At 57.4% G+C, this 17,849-nt stretch carries 13 protein-coding genes; 6 read left to right on the forward strand and 7 right to left on the reverse strand.

Annotation, left to right across the window (positions count from 1 at the left end; all coding sequences use genetic code 11):
• Positions 1-9 precede the first annotated feature (9 nt).
• Positions 10-1,620, reverse strand: a complete 1,611-nt coding sequence (locus tag BM191_RS07890; RefSeq protein ID WP_092876898.1) for a (2,3-dihydroxybenzoyl)adenylate synthase — start codon at positions 1,618-1,620, stop codon at positions 10-12.
• 13 nt (positions 1,621-1,633) lie between these two features.
• Entirely contained in the window at positions 1,634-2,809 is a 1,176-nt protein-coding gene (gene entC / locus BM191_RS07895) for an isochorismate synthase EntC (RefSeq protein ID WP_092876900.1), read from the reverse strand.
• Positions 2,810-2,998: 189 nt separating this feature from the next.
• Between entC and fepB the strand changes: the two genes are divergently transcribed.
• Positions 2,999-3,967 (forward strand): Fe2+-enterobactin ABC transporter substrate-binding protein, encoded by a 969-nt coding sequence (gene fepB, locus BM191_RS07900; protein WP_092876902.1) that lies wholly within the window; start codon positions 2,999-3,001, stop codon positions 3,965-3,967.
• Positions 3,968-4,010: 43 nt separating this feature from the next.
• Here fepB and entS read toward each other — a convergent pair whose 3' ends face one another.
• Entirely contained in the window at positions 4,011-5,249 is a 1,239-nt protein-coding gene (gene entS / locus BM191_RS07905) for an enterobactin transporter EntS (RefSeq protein WP_092876904.1), read from the reverse strand.
• Positions 5,250-5,360: 111 nt separating this feature from the next.
• Between entS and fepD the strand changes: the two genes are divergently transcribed.
• The 3 genes from fepD to fepC are packed head-to-tail and all read left to right on the forward strand — an operon-like array spanning position 5,361 to position 8,163.
• The gene (fepD, locus tag BM191_RS07910; RefSeq protein WP_092876907.1) at positions 5,361-6,368 is read left to right on the forward strand and encodes a Fe(3+)-siderophore ABC transporter permease; all 1,008 of its coding nucleotides are present in this window, start codon (positions 5,361-5,363) and stop codon (positions 6,366-6,368) included.
• The gene (gene fepG / locus BM191_RS07915) at positions 6,365-7,357 is read left to right on the forward strand and encodes an iron-enterobactin ABC transporter permease (RefSeq protein ID WP_092876909.1); all 993 of its coding nucleotides are present in this window, start codon (positions 6,365-6,367) and stop codon (positions 7,355-7,357) included. The genes fepD and fepG overlap by 4 nt, the downstream gene beginning before the upstream one ends.
• The gene (fepC, locus tag BM191_RS07920) at positions 7,354-8,163 is read left to right on the forward strand and encodes an iron-enterobactin ABC transporter ATP-binding protein (RefSeq protein WP_092876911.1); all 810 of its coding nucleotides are present in this window, start codon (positions 7,354-7,356) and stop codon (positions 8,161-8,163) included. The genes fepG and fepC overlap by 4 nt, the downstream gene beginning before the upstream one ends.
• A 63-nt stretch (positions 8,164-8,226) precedes the next feature.
• On the opposite strand, the gene entF is transcribed toward fepC, so the two are convergent.
• From entF to fes, 3 genes are read right to left on the reverse strand one after another with little or no spacing between them, the layout of a single operon-like run.
• A complete protein-coding gene (entF, locus tag BM191_RS07925; protein ID WP_092876913.1) occupies positions 8,227-12,114 on the reverse strand; it encodes an enterobactin non-ribosomal peptide synthetase EntF in 3,888 nt (1,295 codons plus the stop codon).
• Between the two features lie 12 nt (positions 12,115-12,126).
• On the reverse strand, positions 12,127-12,327 hold the full coding sequence (locus tag BM191_RS07930; protein WP_092876915.1) for an MbtH family protein: 201 nt from the start codon (positions 12,325-12,327) through the stop codon (positions 12,127-12,129).
• Positions 12,328-12,355: 28 nt separating this feature from the next.
• Complete coding sequence (gene fes, locus BM191_RS07935; RefSeq protein ID WP_230479559.1) at positions 12,356-13,558, reverse strand: enterochelin esterase; 1,203 nt, start codon at positions 13,556-13,558, stop codon at positions 12,356-12,358.
• A 256-nt stretch (positions 13,559-13,814) separates the two neighbouring features.
• Here fes and BM191_RS07940 point away from each other — a divergent pair, with 256 nt between their 5' ends.
• Together BM191_RS07940 and entD are read left to right on the forward strand one after the other, a co-directional pair.
• Positions 13,815-16,064, forward strand: a complete 2,250-nt coding sequence (locus tag BM191_RS07940; protein WP_092876919.1) for a TonB-dependent siderophore receptor — start codon at positions 13,815-13,817, stop codon at positions 16,062-16,064.
• Between the two features lie 64 nt (positions 16,065-16,128).
• Entirely contained in the window at positions 16,129-16,812 is a 684-nt protein-coding gene (gene entD / locus BM191_RS07945) for an enterobactin synthase subunit EntD (RefSeq protein ID WP_092876921.1), read from the forward strand.
• A 38-nt stretch (positions 16,813-16,850) separates the two neighbouring features.
• On the opposite strand, the gene BM191_RS07950 is transcribed toward entD, so the two are convergent.
• Complete coding sequence (locus BM191_RS07950; protein WP_092876923.1) at positions 16,851-17,846, reverse strand: hypothetical protein; 996 nt, start codon at positions 17,844-17,846, stop codon at positions 16,851-16,853.
• Positions 17,847-17,849 lie beyond the last annotated feature (3 nt).

A 17,849-nucleotide genomic window follows, 5' to 3' on the forward strand; every position in this document is an offset into this window, starting at 1 on the left:
CTCTCTTGTTCAGATCAGTGGATGGCGATCAAGCCGCTGGCGTAAACGCTTTTTATCGACCTTGCCTACCGGCGTGAGCGGCAATTCATCCATTAGCTCAACGCGATCCGGTAGTTTAAACTCTGCGACACCCAGATCGCGCAGGAAGCGGCGCACCTCTACCGCGCGTACCGGCGCGTTCACCACCAGATAAGCACAGCTTTTTTCCCCCAGCAGGCTATCGTCCATACTAACCAGCGCAGCCTGGACCACGGCCTGATGGCGCAGCAGAAGGTTTTCGATCTCTTCTGCGGCGATCTTCTCTCCGCCGCGATTAATCTGATCTTTTTCTCGCCCCTGCACGGTGATATAACCCTGCTCGTCGATCGAAATCAGATCGCCTGAGCAATAGAAACCGTCACTATCAAAGGCCTGAGCGTTATATTCCGGACTGTTGTAATAACCACGGAAGGTATAAGGCCCGCGTGTCATAAGCCGCCCAACTTCACCACGCGGCAACGGGTTGCCATTTTCATCGGCGACCCAGACTTCATCATCCGGACTCATCGGCCGCCCCTGCGTATCGATAATGCGCTCAGGCGGGTCGTCCAGACGGGTATAGTTCACCAGTCCCTCGGCCATACCGAAAACTTGCTGTAACTGACAACCGATCTCATCCTGAATACGCGCCGCCAGAGTCGTCGACAGCCGCGCCCCCCCCACTTGCAGCAGCGTCAGTGACGCCAGTTGCTGATTCCCACCCCACTCCCTGATAGCCTGCAACCACAGGCCGACGGCAGGTGGCACCAGAGCCGTCACGTTAATCTGATGGCGTTCTATCAGCGCAAAGCATAAGGTCGCGCTGGGATCATCCGCCAATACCACACAACCCTGAGCCAGAAAAACCCCCAGCGCACCCGGCGAACTTAGCGGATAGTTATGCGCGGCCGGCAACGCACAGAGATAGCGCGTATTCTGATCAAATCGACAAATTTCGTTACTGCGGCGAACGCTGTAATAATAATCGTTATGCGTGCGGGGTATTAGCTTCGGCGTGCCAGTACTGCCGCCGGACAGCTGGAAAAAGGCCACCTCATCGCTGGCCGACGGCGAGGCGACAAAATCAGTCGCTGGCTGTTCAATCGCCGCATCCAGATTATATTCACCGCTGTCGTTACGCAGCAGCACCACCCGCAGCGAGCGTTGCTGATCGCGTAACAGGTTCAGAAAGGCGTTATCTGAAAACAGCGCATGTTGACGATCGGCAATCAGCAGGGCGGGTGCAATCTGCGCGGCATAAGCCGTCAGCTCGCTGCGCTGATGGCTGAACAGCGCGTTGACCGGTGCCACGCCGATTTTTAGCAGGGCAAAAAACGTAATATAAAATTCGGCAACGTTACCCAGTTGCACCAACGCCGTTTCACCTGCGGTTAATCCCGCTCGCCGCAGCGATGCCGCCAGATTATCCGCCGCGCGGTTTAGCTGACTGTAGGTAAAATACCGTTCGCCGTCTATCACCGCCAGTGCGTCACACTGACCATGGCGAGAAAGAATATCGGCCAGTGGCAGATCCTGCCAGTAGCCCTGTTCACGATAGCGGTTTGCCAGATCTTCTGGCCAGCGGCTGTAAGGAATACGCATGTGTTGCCTTTTATTAATGCAAACCTAAAACGTTAAGCATGGTAGTCAGTTTGACGCCGGTCTCCCGCCACTCGGACTCCGGAGAAGAGGCCGGCACGATGCCGGCACCGGCAAATAAACGCACCTGATTTTTACGCAGACGGGCGCAGCGAATAGTCACCACCCACTCACCGTTACCCCGATCGTCACACCAACCGACGATACCGCCAAACAGCTGCCTGTCGAAAGGCTCAAGTTCATCAATCAGCCGCTTCGCTGTCTGATGTGGAAAGCCGCTTAGCGCGGGGGTGGGATGCAAGCGGCAGGCCAGCGCCAGCGCGTTCTGCCCGCTACGGGCGCGTCCATCAATCTGGGTTGCCAGATGCCAGAGTGTCGGCGTAGTCATCAGGTGCGGAGAATCGGGAACATTGAGCTGTTCACTACAGGGCGTGAGCACCTGCCGCATGGCCTCGATGACCAGTTGATGTTCATGGCGATCTTTTTCCGATGCCATCAGCTGCTCACCGGCCAGGCTGTCCAGCCGGTGATTGGTCTGACGCCGTGCAGAGCCAGCCAGCGGCAGCGAACTGAAGTGGTCACCTTCTTTACGCAGTAATAGCTCCGGGCTGGCGCCCAGTAACACGCCACCATCCGGCAACGGAACGTGAAAATTAAAGCTCGTCGGATTTTGTGCGATCAGCTGTGTCAGTAGCTGGCGACTATCGGGAGTTTTATCGGTCGTGATATCAATTAACCTTGATAGCACGATCTTATCTACCTCTGGCGTGGCAGTCAGACCGGCTGCGCTGGCGACCATCGCCTCAAACTGCGGTTGCGCTGGGATGTCTTTACGCTCGATAGTATTCATCGCGTCAGGCGCGGGTGCCTGCGCTGCAGCCTGCTGTTCCTCGCTGCGTGAGAAAAGTTCACAACGTTGAGGAATGAACAGCGCCGAGGGCTGATGGGTATCGAAAGGAATGGCACCAACAATAACCGGACTGGCGATACCGGCGGCTCTGGCCTGGACAAATGCGTCAGCCATCTGCCGCTGAAATGTACCGTTCACATTGTCGCCATCGGCAGCCGGCGAAGAAAAGCGCCGGAAGCAGCCGGAAGCAGTAAAACAACGATGGGGCGACATAAAGAAAAAGCTATCGGGCATCAGCGTCGCGGCGATCCCCTTATTGGTGTCTGAACTGGACGTATCCATAATTTCCCCCTCCCCGCACAAACGATAACAGTATCAATAATAGTTATCATTTCTATTTTGGTTTGGTAACCTAAATTCAAACGCCCTGCATGTCAACCTTCTGACCCTATACAGCCTGAGCGAAGCTTGCGTCTCCAGCAGCGGCTAAGTGAAATGTGATAATTTTTTTACAACTAAGGATGCTAACCGGTGAACCTATCTTCTCTGTGGCGCAACGTCTGTCTGACAGCCACGCTGCTGGTGTTTTTAACGAATATCGCTTTGGCTGCTGACTGGCCACGGCAAATCACCGACAGTCGCGGCACCCATACGCTGGAACACCCACCGCTGCGCATCGTCTCGACCAGCGTGACCCTGACCGGATCGCTGCTGGCTATTGATGCACCGGTGATAGCCAGCGGCGCCACTACGCCTGATAATCGCGTTGCCGACGACCAGGGATTTCTGCGCCAGTGGGGCAGCATCGCAAAAGCACGTAAGCTGATCCGCTTGTATATCGGTGAGCCCAGCGCGGAAGCGATCGCCGCACAGATGCCTGACCTGATCCTGGTCAGCGCCACCGGCGGCGACTCAGCCCTCCCGCTTTATGATCAGCTGTCGCAGATTGCGCCAACCCTCATAGTCGACTACGGTGACGAAAGCTGGCAGACGCTGCTAACCCGGCTTGGCGCAATCACCGGCCATGAAAAACAGGCCGCCGCCCGCATTGCCCGCTTCAGCCAACGATTAGCTCAGGTAAAACAGCATATTAAGCTACCGCCTCAGCCTGTCAGCGCTCTGGTATATACCGCGGCGGCGCACAGCGCCAACCTATGGACGCCGGAGTCAGCCCAGGGAAAACTGTTGCAGCAGCTGGGGATGACCCTTGCCACACTGCCGGCGGGTTTGCATGGCGGTCAGAGTCAGGGAAAACGTAACGATATTATCCAGCTTGGCGGTGAGAATCTGGCGGCGGGACTGAACGGCCAGTCGCTGTTCCTGTTTGCCGGCGACAACAAAGATGTCGACGCGATATACGCTAATCCGCTGCTGGCTCATTTACCCGCTTTGGCGCATCACCATGTCTATGCCCTGGGCAGTGAAACCTTCCGCCTCGATTACTACAGCGCCATGCTGATACTTGACCGCCTCAGCGTACTGTTCGCGGCCAACAGCTAAATTAACGTCTGAGGGCTAAGCGTACCGGACACCTGGGCGCCAATCAGGAGGCCGCCCCCATTGGCTGTCGAAGGCGCCGCAGCTCACGCAGTAAAAGCAGTAAAATGACGCCGCACAGCACCAGCACCCAGCCACTGACGCTCGCTGAACCGGCTGGCGTCATGACGGCACCCAGCCCGCCGATTAACGCGGCACCGAGGGCATCCCCGGTGACGTTTTGCGCCGTCCACAGGCCGTTAATCCGTCCCAGCATCGCCTCCGGCGTCTGGGTCTGGATCAGCGTATATTGCAGCAGTGCGCTGATAGCGCTCAGCCAGCCAAAGGCCGCCAGAAACAACGCCCCCAATTCCCAGAACGGCATCAGGCTGAACAGTGCAATCGCCATAAATGCACCGAGGGTGGTTAACAGCATTAGCTGACCGGGGCGTGGCGTCTGTGCCAGCTGCCCACTGGTCAGCGCCCCCAGCGCCGCACCCAACGGAATGGCCGCGTACAGAAGGCCAATTGATGCCGCGGACATCTTCCAGTGGCCAGCCAGTGCCGGGTAAAGAACGCGCACCGCACTGGCCATGGTTAGTAGTGCCCCCACCAGGGCAATACCACCGATGAGCGGGCTGTTAAACAAAAAGCTCACCCCCTCACGCAGCGAAGTCAGTGGATGGGTACGCGGCTGAGGCGGTGGCGGGAGCGCGGGTAAACGCAGCAAGGTCACTGTGGTAATAAAAGTCCCTGCGGCCGCCAGCGCATAGTTCCAGTCTGGCCCGCACGCTGCCAGCAGCAGGCCACCCATCATCGGCGAAATCACCGACCCTAAACGCACGGTCAGCATGGTGATCGCCCCGGCCTGCATCAGATTATCCCGTCCCACCAACGCTGGCGTAGCCGCCAGCAGCGCCGTGACACCGATAGAAGCGAAAAAACCATCCCAGATCCCGAGTAAATAAATGGCGATCAGGGAGGGCTGAGGTAGCTGGGCGTTGATCCACAGGCCGATAAAGCCAAGACCACAGGTCGTCCGTGCCAGAAGAATCAGCTTTTTACGCTCATAGCGGTCGGCCAGCACACCACCGGTCATCATGCCAATAAACATCGAGCACCCCGTCAGGGTAACCGCCAGACCGACCAGCCAGGTAGAGTGCGTCATCATCTGTAGCTGAACCGGTACCGCCACCCCCAACAATCCCAGCGATAAAATGGAGATGAAACGCGCCAGAAACACCGCGCGAAAAGCAGGATTGTCTTTCAGAAGGCTCATATTCAGCAGTCTGGATTGTCGATTCATGCAGCACGCCCTGATACTTTTTTCATATTGTTTCACCAGCGCGCATGCTAACATAACCGAATAAGATAGATAACGATAACTATTCTCGTTATCAAGAACACGGAAGCTGATATGCTGTTTTCCCCGACCGTGATGCGCATGATTAACGTATCCGCGTTGCTGATATTATTGCTGCTTGCCGCCTTATCGAGCCTGGCGATCGGCGCAAAGCCTTTACCCTTATCCGTCGTGACTCACGCTCTGCTCTACACCTGCCAGAGCCAGGATTGCATTATCGTGCTGGATGCCAGATTGCCACGCACCCTGGCTGGCCTGCTGGCGGGCGGAGCGCTGGGACTTTCCGGCGCATTGATGCAAACCCTGACCCGTAATCCACTGGCCGATCCCGGTATTCTGGGCGTCAACGCCGGCGCCAGCTTTGCCATTGTGCTAAGCGCCGCACTACTGGGCCTGTCTTCACCTCAGGCGCTGCTGCTGGTGGCATTTGGCGGCGCGCTGGCCGCTTCCCTGCTGGTGGCCTTTACCGGTAGTCAGGGCGGGGGGCAACTCAGCCCGGTACGCCTGACCCTGGCGGGTGTCGCTTTTGGCGCGGTGCTTGAAGGGCTCTCCAGTGGGATCGCCCTGCTCAACCCTGACGTTTACGATCAGCTGCGCTTCTGGCAGGCCGGCTCATTAGATATCCGCACCCTGCAGACGCTGAAAATTGTTTTTATTCCTGTGCTGATTGCCGCCGCGCTGGCCCTGGCCCTGAGTCGCTCACTGAACAGCCTTAGCCTCGGTAATGACGCCGCCACCGCGCTTGGCAGTCGCGTGGTGCGTACACAGCTGGTCGGCCTGCTGGTGATTAGCGTGCTTTGCGGCAGCGCCACCGCGCTGGTCGGCCCCATCGCATTCATTGGCCTCATCATGCCCCATATCGCCCGCTGGCTGGTGGGGGCCGATCACCGCTGGTCGCTGCCGGTCACTCTGCTTGCCACGCCGGTTCTGCTCCTGTTTGCCGATATCATTGGTCGCCTGATAGTCCCCGGCGAACTGCGTGTTTCGATCGTCAGCGCCTTTATCGGCGCACCGGTGCTCATCTGGCTGGTACGACGCCAGACCGGGAGGAGGAGAAGATGATCGTTTCGTCGCATCGCTTAATGATCAGCGGGCTCCTGTTATTGAGCGCCAATCTACTACTCAGCTTATGGTGCTTGCGTAGCGGCAGCCTGACGCTGGAACTTCATCAAGTGTGTGATGCACTGCTGGGTAAAGGCCCGCGCGCGCTCAGACTGGTGGTCACTGAGTGGCGTCTGCCGCGCGTGCTGATGGCGATGCTCATCGGCGCGGCGCTGGGCGTCAGTGGCGCTATTTTTCAGTCACTGATGCGCAACCCGCTCGGCAGCCCTGACGTTATGGGTTTTAACACCGGTGCCTGGAGCGGCGTACTGGTGGCAATGGTGATGTTTGGTCAGAACCTGACAACCATCACCCTGGCGGCGATGGCGGGTGGCATACTCACCTCGCTACTGGTCTGGTTGCTGGCATGGCGCAACGGCATTGAAACCTTCCGTCTGATTATTATCGGCATCGGCGTGCGCGCCATGCTGATTGCTTTCAATACCTGGCTGCTGCTGCGCGCCACGCTGGAAACCGCACTTTCAGCCGGACTGTGGAATGCCGGTTCCCTCAACGGCCTGACCTGGTCGAAAATCTGGCCCTCAGCGCCGATAATGGCGCTGATGTTACTGTTCGCGGCGTTGCTGGCACGCCGTATGCGGATGCTGGCAATGGGCGATGACAGCGCCTGCGCACTTGGCGTACCCGTCGAGCGTTCACGGCTGTTACTGCTACTGGTCGCGGTGACGCTGACGGCCGCCGCCACCGCGCTGGCCGGTCCGATATCATTTATTGCGCTGGTCGCACCGCATATCGCCAGACGCATCAGCGGTAGCACACGCTGGTTGCTCTTGCAGTCGGCGCTGTGCGGTGCCCTGCTGCTGCTGTTGGCCGATTTTTGTGCCCAGCGGTTATTCCTCCCCTACCAGTTACCCGTCGGCGTCATGACAGTCAGCCTCGGCGGCATGTATCTCATTACGCTGTTAATTCAGGAGTCGCGTAAACGATGAGCGAAACCGAGGCGCGCCTGCGCGGTGAGCAGCTAACGCTGGCCTTTGGCAAAAAACGCATTGCGGAAAATCTGACGGTGACCATCCCCGACGGGCAGTTTACCGCAATTATCGGTCCCAACGGCTGTGGCAAATCAACGCTGCTACGCACGCTGAGCCGTCTGATGACGCCACAGCAGGGGCAAATTTATCTTGATGGCGAATTGATCCAGCGCTACGCCAGCAAAGAGGTGGCTCGGCGTATTGGCCTGCTGACACAAAATGCGGCCACGCCGGAAGATATCAGCGTACGTGAGCTGGTTGCGCGTGGGCGATACCCGCACCAGCCGCTGTTTACCCGCTGGCGTGAAGAGGATGAGCAGGCGGTCGTGCAGGCGATGCAGGCCACCGCAATCACCGGACTGGCAGAACAGAGCGTGGATACGCTGTCAGGCGGCCAGCGTCAGCGCGCATGGATCGCAATGGTGCTGGCGCAGCAAACTACCATTATGCTGCTTGACGAACCGACGACCTGGCTTGATATCAGCCATCAGATCGAGCTGCTGGAACTGCTCAGCGACCTGAACCGCGAGCGCGGTTATACTCTGGCGGCGGTACTGCACGACCTTAATCATGCCTGCCGCTATGCCACCCATCTTATCGCGCTGCGTGACGGACAGATCCTGGCACAGGGCGCCCCCACAGATATTGTCACCGCCGGACTGATCGAGGCCGTTTATGGCCTGCGCTGTACGATTATCGACGATCCTATCAGTCATACTCCGCTGGTGGTTCCGCTGGGACGCCGTCAGCGTCAAGACGGATAACGAGTAAGCCGCCGGATCTACAAGCGGCTTACAGCCACGACGGCTTTCACCGCCTTATCGCCGCTATACCTGGGCCAGCAGCTGGTTTAGCATCGGTCCAATGTTCTCAAACGCCTGCGGCGAGATGATATTGACATGGGTGCAATCCTGACGGTAAACCTCTAATTGTGCGACCCACGGTGCCCAAATCCTGGCAGGATCAGTCCCCTCCGGCAAGGTGCGATCAGCCACAAAGAGCGTTGCTTTACCGGCAAAGTTTACGCTGTGTGCGCTCGTGAGTAGCCGCACCGCATCACTGTAATTACCTTCAATGGCGTGAAAAAGCGCCGCCGACGTCTGTCCCTGCTGCTGTGCGTCCAGAAAGAGTTTGCGCTCGCGATCAATTTCCGCCAGCACCGCGGGGTCCGGCCCTTTGGCCTGTTTATCCGTCCAGTTCTGCGACTCCGGTGGCCAGGTATCCAGCAACCCGAGAAACGCCACCGCTTCACCGCGCGCGGTAAGCCGTGCCGCAATGCCCTGTGCCAGCGTCCCTCCCAGCGAATAGCCTAGCAGATAATAAGGGCCGTGCGGCTGCTGCTCCAGCAGGGTTCGCAGATGATAATCGCACAGCTCATCAAGGGTAGCCGAGCGCTGCATCGGGCCATCAGGGCGTGGCGACTGAATGCCGGTAATCGACCATCGGGCATCGAGATAGCGCGCCAGCACGCTGAACTGCCAGGCAAAGCCCGAGGCAGGATGAAAGCAAAACAGCGTCGGCCCGGTACCTTCGCGTAGCGGCAGCAGCGCTTCATACCCCAGCAACCGGGCCTGTTCATCACTGAGGGCTGAGTCCAGCAGCGCACTCAGTCTGGCGACCGTTGAAGCGACCATCACCTGACCCGGCGTTACCTGACGCCCCCCTATGCGGCTTAGCTGCGCCGCCAGCCGCATTGCCAGCAGCGAGTGGCCGCCCAGGGCAAAGAAATCAGCCTCGATGTCATTGACTTCGCAGCCGAGCAGCTCGCTGAACGCCTGAGCCACCCGCCGCTCATTATCCGACTGTGGCGCAACACCCCGTCGGTGAGTGGTCAGCGTTGGCAGCGGCAACGCCTTACGATCCAGCTTGCCATTCGCGCTAAGCGGTAGCGCGTCAAGCTGAAGCAGCACTGCAGGCACCATATGTGGCGGCAGCCGATCGCCCAGCCGCTGACGCAGTTCGTCCAGTGCCAGCGGTCGCCCTGAATCGGAAACCAGGTAGCCAACCAGCTGGCGTCCATCGCCATCGCCTGCCGCGGCCTGATTAATCACGCAGGCATGTGATACCGCCTGTGCGACATCCGGCAGGCCGCTCATCACCTGGTCAATTTCTCCAGGCTCAATACGCTGACCGCGTATTTTTAGCTGATCGTCACTGCGTCCAAGATATTCCACCGCACCGTTCTCCAGCCAGCGCGCCACGTCCCCGGTGCGATACATCCGTTCGCCAGGAGAGAAGGGATCGGCGATAAACCGGCTGGCGCTGAGATCCGGTCGGCCCAGATAGCCTTGCGCCAGTTGAACGCCGGTAAGATAGAGATCCCCGGCGACGCCAAACGGCGTCGGGCACATCATGGCATCCAGAATACGCAGGCCGGTATTCCATATCGGGTAGCCAATTGGCACGCTGCTGCCGCTGACCGCCGCCAGTCCGTCGCCATAGGCCGGATACCCGCTAACGTCCACCGCCGCCTCTGTTGGCCCGTACAGATTATGTAGCGCCACGCCGGTGAGCTGCTGCCACTGTTGGCACAGCACGGCAGGCAGCGCCTCCCCGCTGCAAAAAACACGCGTCAGTGTTTGGCAGCAGCGGCTATTCTCCGGTGTCAGCGTAGCCACAAACGCGGCCAGCATCGAGGGAACGAAATGGGTGGTAGTGACACCATAGTGCTGAAAGAAGCGCTGCATTGCCAGCGGATCGCGATGGGCATCAGGCTCGGCCATCACCAACTGAGCACCCGCAATAAATGGCCACCAGAATTCCCAGACGGATACGTCAAAGCTGCTGGGCGTTTTTTGCGCCACGACATCCCGCGCTGTCAGCGGATAGCTATCCTGCATCCACAGCAGGCGATTAATAATCGCCGTTTGCCCCACCATCACGCCTTTTGGTCGCCCGGTAGAACCGGAGGTAAAAATGATATAGGCGGTGTGCTGCGGTCGTGACAGCCCCAGCGGCAGGCTGTTGCTCACCGGCAGCGGTTCGCTATAGCAAAGGGTTTCCGGCCCGGCGATATGACGGAAACGGAAGCGCTGATCGGGCGCGGTGATCAACAGCGATGGCTGCGCCTCTTCCAGCATCATTTGCAGACGATCGTCAGGATAGCCGGTATCCAGCGGCAGCCAGGCGGCACCCGCTTCGACCACGCCGTGCAATGCCAGGGTTAAAAATACCGAGCGCGGCAGGGCCACCGCCACGACATCACCGGGCTTCACACCGCGCTGACGCAGCAGGGTAGCCAGGGCAACGACCTGTTGGCGCATTTCACGGTAGCTGAATTGCCAGTGATGGTCAGTCAGCGCCAGAGCATCGGGGGTTTTTTCCGCCTGTTCCGCGACCAGGGCGCTGAGCGTGGTTTCCGGCAATAGCCGTGCAGTGTCGTTGATTATTGCCAGCCGCTGATGCTCTTCGGCAGAAAGCAGCCCGACCTCACCACAGCGCAGCTGCGGCTGGTTATCAAACTGAGCGATCATCGCTTCCAGACGCGCAATGTGCGACCTCAGCGTCGGTTGATCATAGCGCTGACGGTTAGCCAGCACCTCAATCGTCAGCTCGCCGGACGCCTGCGGAAGCAGCGCCAGCTCAAGATCGTTAACCGGGCCTGAGGCGAGGGTATGGGTCACGGCGCTGATCCCCTCAAGCCCCAGTTGATTTTCAAACATTTTAATATTGAATACCGGCCCGAACAGCGCCTGTTCCCCCCCCACTTTACCGCTATCACGCATGATTTGTTCGGCGTCGTAGCGTTGATGACGGCGCATTTTTTTTAGCTGGGCAGCCAGCCGTAATGCCAGCTCAGGCAGGGTTTCGATCGCGTTAAGGCAGACACCAAGCGGCAGAACGTTCAGCACCGGCCCGCTGGCGGTTAACGCCACTGACCCCATTCGCCGCATGAAAATAAAACCGGCGGCATAGTCAGTACGCCCGCAGAGACGACCTAGCCAAAGCGCCGTTAACGCCAGCGCCAGATCGGGCAGCGTACAGGCTGGCGATTGTTCAGCCAGCCGTTGAAGCCCCCGACCAACGGTGATTTTCATCCGCCAGACAGCGCTGGTTGACGGCCGCCCCGATAGCGGCGCTGAGGATAACGACGCTGGTGCAGGCAGCGCCAGCCGCTGCTGCGCCCAGAAAAGCTTATCGCGCTGCCAGGCGTCACTCTGGTCGTAGCGCTGATATTCATCAACCACCCCGGCAAACGGAACGAAAGGTGAATCCGGTGTCGCCTCATTGCGCTGCCATGCACGATAAATAGCGGCGATGTACCGACTGATAGCCGCAAAGCTAAAACCATCGACCAGAATATGGTGATAGCGCTGATACCAGAACCAGCGGTTATCATCCAGCCTCAGCAGCTGATGCTTCACTAACGGCCTGCCGCTTTCAAGGCGCAACTCCGCCGCTAAATCCGCCTCCATCAATGCTGTCGCGGCGGCCTCAGGATCGGCATCGGTACGCAAATCAACCCAATCGGGCAGGGCAAAATCTGACGCCTCATCCACCCACTGCCAGACCTCGCCCTCTTCTTCGGTAAACCGCATACGCAGGGTATCGGCCTGCTCAAGCCCGACGGCAATCGCCCGGCGCAACAAGTTAGCGTCCAAATCGCCGGTTAACTCGACGTAGTGGGCCACGCACCAGGCATTTGGCAACGTGGAAAGCTTTTCTGCCATCCAGATACCGGGCTGTGCTGCCACCAGGGGTAAACGCTTGTTCATCACCGCTCCTTATCAGGCAAAACTCGTGGGTGATAAGGTCGTCCAGTGCCGGCTGAGCCAGGCATGGCAATCCTCAACCGATTGCGGCGGATGAACAACGTCCCAGCCCGCCGGTAAAATGCACTGATGCGGCCAGAGGCTGAACTGCTGATGGGCATTGCGCAAAATATAGAATTGCCCCTGCGGCTCATCGAAAGGGTTACTGAATTGCATAATGATCTCCTGTCGTCATTTCTGTTGGTTACGCCGAAGGGAGCAAGGGTTGCCAAAGCTGCATCAGCCCGGCGGTCAGGCCGCCGCGCCAGCAGAGCGCGTCATGACCACCGTCAACTTCTCGCCAGAACACCGGCTGTTGCAGACGCTGCAACTGCGCTAGCAGCAGCTGATTGGCCTGAAAAATGATCGGCTCACGCACGCCAGCCTCCAGCCAGATACGCAACCCCTGGGGCCTCAGTCTGCCGCTCTCAAGCTGCTGAATAAGCTGGCCGGACTGCTGCGCTGCGCGATGTGGCCACCAGTAAGATCCTGACTGACTGAGCACGCAACCAAAGCGCTGCGGCCAGTTCAGCCCGGCGTACATTGCCGCAAGGCCACCGAAGCTTTGACCCGCCACCAGCGTCCGTTCCGGGCGATCGCTGAACGGCGCTATTGTCGCCACCTGCGGCAGTAACTCCTGCTGCAATGCCAGCCAAAAAACGTCATTGCAGGGCAGCTCAACACCCCGCTGAATCGTATCGATCGCGTCAACAAGCAGATAAACGGCGGAGGGCAGCTGCCGCTCAACGGTCAGCGCCGCCAGTGCAGGCCATACTGGCATACTTTGCGCCCAGAACTGACCATCAAGCAGGATCGCCAGCGGCCTGTCCGGCGCAGACTTTTCGCCGGTGGTGTAGATCCAGACCCGCCGTGAGTTGTGGAGCCTCGCACTTCGCCATTCAATCTCTACGGGTGGCGTGAAAGACTCGCTCTGGTGCTCCCAACCCGGCTGGGGAGGGGCCTGCGGCAGGGTCAGGGCTGATACGGCGTGGCCGCGTCCCCCCTGCCAGCTATGGGCATTGAGCGGATCGGCGACGGCACGCGGTAGCAGATGCTGCCAGCCTGCACGCAGCGCCGCCCTATCCGGCTCGGCGTTAAAAGCCTGCGGCGGGAAATCATCCTCTCGCTCTGAGGGAATAAAGCAGTAGCTGCCACGCCAGCCCGGTGCCATACGGATCTGCCAGCGCCAGGCATCAGTACCGGCGATGCGCTCCAGGCTTTGCGGAATCGCATTCAGATGGTGATCGGTCACCCCGGTGATATAGATCCACACGCGCCGGATGAGTGAATGCCCTTCGCTTCCCGCCGGATCACGCCACCAAAAAGTGACCAGGCAGTCGCCATTCTCCACCTGCCACTGCGGCGCTTTTAGCCTGCTCCACCAGAGATCACTTCCGATCGTTAACAGGTCATGCACTATAACCTCATGTTTAAAAAGTATTTTCCATCGAACCATCAAAAATCAATTGATAATATTATTGATAAGTATTTTTATTTGCAATAGCGTATTACCGCGCTTTAGCATGCGCGTCAGAAACATCATCACCTCAGGGATTGCGTTTGCTCTGGTAACACATTTACGCAAATTTCTGGCGACATTGAGCCTCCTCCCTCCCCTTTCGGGACGGAATTCAGGACAGGTGCGACAAAAAGCAGGAATGACAATGAAAAAAATCAGCTCCCTGACCTTACTGGTCAATCTGGGAATTTACGGTGTAGCATTTGCCGGGGAAAGCGACAGCCACAGCAAAAACCATTCTGAAGCGATCATGGTGGTCACTGCCGAGCAGCAAAACCTTCAGGCGCCGGGCGTTTCCACCATTACTTCCGATGAAATCCGCAAACGGCCACCGGCACGCGATATTGCAGAAATTATCCGAACCATGCCCGGCGTTAATCTGACCGGGAACTCCAATAGCGGCCAGCGCGGCAACAATCGTCAGATTGATATTCGCGGCATGGGGCCGGAAAACACCCTGATCCTGATTGATGGCAAACCCGTTACCAGCCGTAATGCCGTGCGTCTTGGCTGGCGCGGCGAGCGCGACACCCGTGGGGATACCGGCTGGGTACCGCCAGAGCTGATTGATCGTATTGAAGTCATACGTGGTCCGGCTGCCGCACGCTACGGTAACGGCGCAGCGGGTGGCGTAGTGAATATCATCACTAAAAAGGGCGGTGACGGATGGCATGGCTCCTGGAATACCTATTTTAATGCCCCGCAGCATAAGGATGAAGGCGCGACTAAGCGCACCAACTTCAGCCTCAGCGGCCCACTGGGCGACGATTTTAGCTTCCGCATGTACGGTAATCTTGCCAAAACGCAAGCTGATGCCTGGGACATAAACCAGGGCCACCAGTCCAGGCGTACCGGTATCTACGCCGACACGCTGCCCGCTGGTCGCGAAGGTGTAGTGGATAAAAATATTGACGGTGTGCTTCGCTGGGAATTTGCGCCCATGCAGTCGCTGGAATTTGAAGCCGGTTACAGCCGTCAGGGCAATCTGTATGCCGGGGATACGCAAAACACCAACAGTAATCAGCGGGTGAAAGATAACTACGGCAAAGAAACCAACCGCCTTTTTCGTCAGAACTACGCCCTGACCTGGAACGGCACCTGGGATAACGGCGTCACGACTGATAGCTGGGTACAATATCAACACACCCGCAACTCCCGCACACCTGAAGGCTTAGCGGGCGGCACCGAGGGAATTTTTGATCCGAACGCCACCGCAAAATATACCGATATTGATCTCAACGACGTCATGCTGCACAGCGAGGTCAGTATTCCGTTTAGTCTGTTCGTTAATCAGAATCTCACGCTCGGCACCGAATGGAGCCAGCAGCGAATGAAGGATAACTCCTCCAATACCCAGACGTTTATGGGCGGTAATATCCCCGGCTTCAGCAGCACCGGCCGTAGTCCCTACTCCAGCGCAGAAATCTTCTCGCTGTTCGCTGAAGACAATATGGAGCTGACCGACACCACCACCCTGACACCTACGCTGCGCTTTGACCATCATAGTATCGTTGGCAACAACTGGAGTCCGGCGCTCAACGTGTCGCAAATGCTGGGCGACGACTTCACGCTGAAGATGGGTATCGCCCGCGCCTACAAAGCGCCGAGCCTGTTTGAGACCAACCCTAACTATATTCTCTATAGCAAAGGACAGGGCTGCTACGCCAGCGGCAACGGCGTTGGCTGCTACATGATGGGCAACGCTGACCTGGAAGCTGAAACCAGCGTGAACAAAGAGATCGGCCTTGAATATAAGCATGAAGGCTGGTTGGCAGGCGTCACCTGGTTCCGCAATGATTACCGTAATAAGATTGAAGCCGGTTATGCACCGGTTGGTCAGACGTCAATAGCCAGTCGTGGCAGCACGACCTATACCGATATCTATCAGTGGGAAAACGTACCCAAAGCGTTGGTGGAAGGGTTGGAGGGAACGTTAAACATTCCGGTCAGCGATAGCGTCACCTGGAGCAATAACATGACCTGGATGTTGCAGAGTAAGAATAAGAAAACCGGTGAACGCCTGTCGATTATTCCAAAGTATACCCTCAACTCAACGCTGAGCTGGCAAGTGCGGCAGGACCTCTCATTGCAATCCACCCTGACCTGGTATGGCAAGCAACAGCCAAAGAAATTTAACTATAAGGGTCAGCCTGCCAGCGGTTCTGAAACCGATGAGCTTAGCCCTTACAGCATCGTTGGGCTAAGTGCCACCTGGGATGCCAGCAAAAACGTCAGTCTGACTGCGGGTGTGGATAACCTGTTCGATAAACGTCACTGGCGTGCAGGCAACGCGCAAACCACCGGCGGCGACAAGGGTTATATGGATGGTGCCGGCGCGGCGACCTATAATGAATCCGGTCGGACCTGGTATATGAGTCTGAATACTCGCTTCTGACCGGGAGCGGCCTGCCGATCGGGTCAGGCCGCGGTGACGTCATCTCCGACAAGCAAAGGTCAATATGGATGTGCAACACACCGTCTTATCGCTGGCTGGCTATCCTATCCATCGTATCGATTTTGATCCGTTGACCTTCAGCGAGGCAGACCTGCTCTGGCTGCCGCATCATCATCAGTTGCAAAACGCCGTCAGAAAGCGCAAGGCGGAGCATCTCGCCGGACGCCTCGCCGCCGCCCATGCGCTGCGCGACCGGGGCAGCAGCCAGATACCCGCGATCGGCAGTCAGCGTCAGCCGCTCTGGCCCTCCGGGCTTTTTGGCAGTATCAGCCACTGCAACACCACCGCGCTGGCGCTGATTGCGCCGCATCCCGTCGGCGTGGATATTGAAAGCATCATGACGCCGGGCTTATGCGACGAGATTGTCGATACCCTCCTCAACAAAGATGAACAGCGTATCCTGCTCGCGTCATCGCTTCCTTTGCCAATGGCGTTAACCCTCGCCTTCAGCGCCAAAGAGAGCCTGTATAAAGCGTGCGGATCGCAGGCACCGCCGCACTCCGATTTTACCGCTGCTCGCGTCATTTCCCTTAGCGCAAACAGCATAGCACTGGCGCTTTATCCGACGGAGAATCCGCACTATGCGGGGCGTCGCTATCAAATTCACTGGCAACGTTACAGTGGCCATATCGTCACATTATGCACCACGCCCTGCTCCCCGACGCCTGAGATATCTTCTAACGCCTGACGAATCGTTTTTGTAACCAAAGTGGGAAAATCGATCGTTTAACGCTCCCCAGATTGCAGCTCTCCCCAGCGCAGATACATATCGCATGACATCATGAAATCGTTATGCCATTTCCACCAGGCATGAAGCATATAGCAGGCCAGGCAGGGCAGATAACAGAGCAGGAAATAGACCTCAAACCACAGCGACCATCCGGAGATCGTCACGATCAGGGCGATCAGCGCCGACCAGATAAACTCAATGCTGACAAGCAGAACCAGCCTCAGCCAGCGTGGTTTTTCATACAGCTCCTGGCACGGGATCGTGGTTGAAAAAGTCAGGTCGATTTCGTTCATGAACAGGTGACCCAAGAAAATGTAGCGCCTGGTAAAGCGTAAGAAGATCAAATTGATCGCCAGAACAATCGCGCAAAGCACCAGCATGGTGATAATAGATTCAAGGGTAAAGTAACGCCCGTAGAGATCAAACTGCGGGCTGTGGCGCAGAGGGGCGATGGTTATCAGATTCATCAACACACTCATGGTCGCGGTAATGACTAAATAGTGCGAAAGTCGCTTATATTTTAAGGTGTTTCTTTCTGATGCGGTCACCTGCCTGATATAAACGGGTCGCAACAGCGCGAATATCGCCCAGATAAACAACGGGGAAATCACCGCCAGCAACACCAGCGTCAGACCTGCCGGGATAAATAGAAGGAGCGCCCAAGTGAAAGCACAAAAGATCAGATAGCCAAAAACAAGCACTCCAAATGGCGCCAAAAACAGGCTTTTATTGCCAGCCGATTTTTTTTTCAGGAAATGCGTTAAATCGACGTTTTTGACTACACATTTATAGGCCCAATAGGCTTTAAGATCGGCAATGAAGGCGTACAGCACCAGCGCTAAAATAGCACTCACCAACCAGGCATCATCCCTCGAGAATGAAAAAAACGTATTTTTCCAGTAAAAGCCCAGCAGAATAAGCGTCACGATGTAGATATAAAGAAGATTCCTTTTATTCTGGAAGCGAATAAAGGTTAAATAATCCGGGATCATAGT

It is taken from the genome of Izhakiella capsodis (assembly GCF_900115045.1).
In the GTDB taxonomy this organism is placed as follows: domain Bacteria; phylum Pseudomonadota; class Gammaproteobacteria; order Enterobacterales; family Enterobacteriaceae; genus Izhakiella; species Izhakiella capsodis.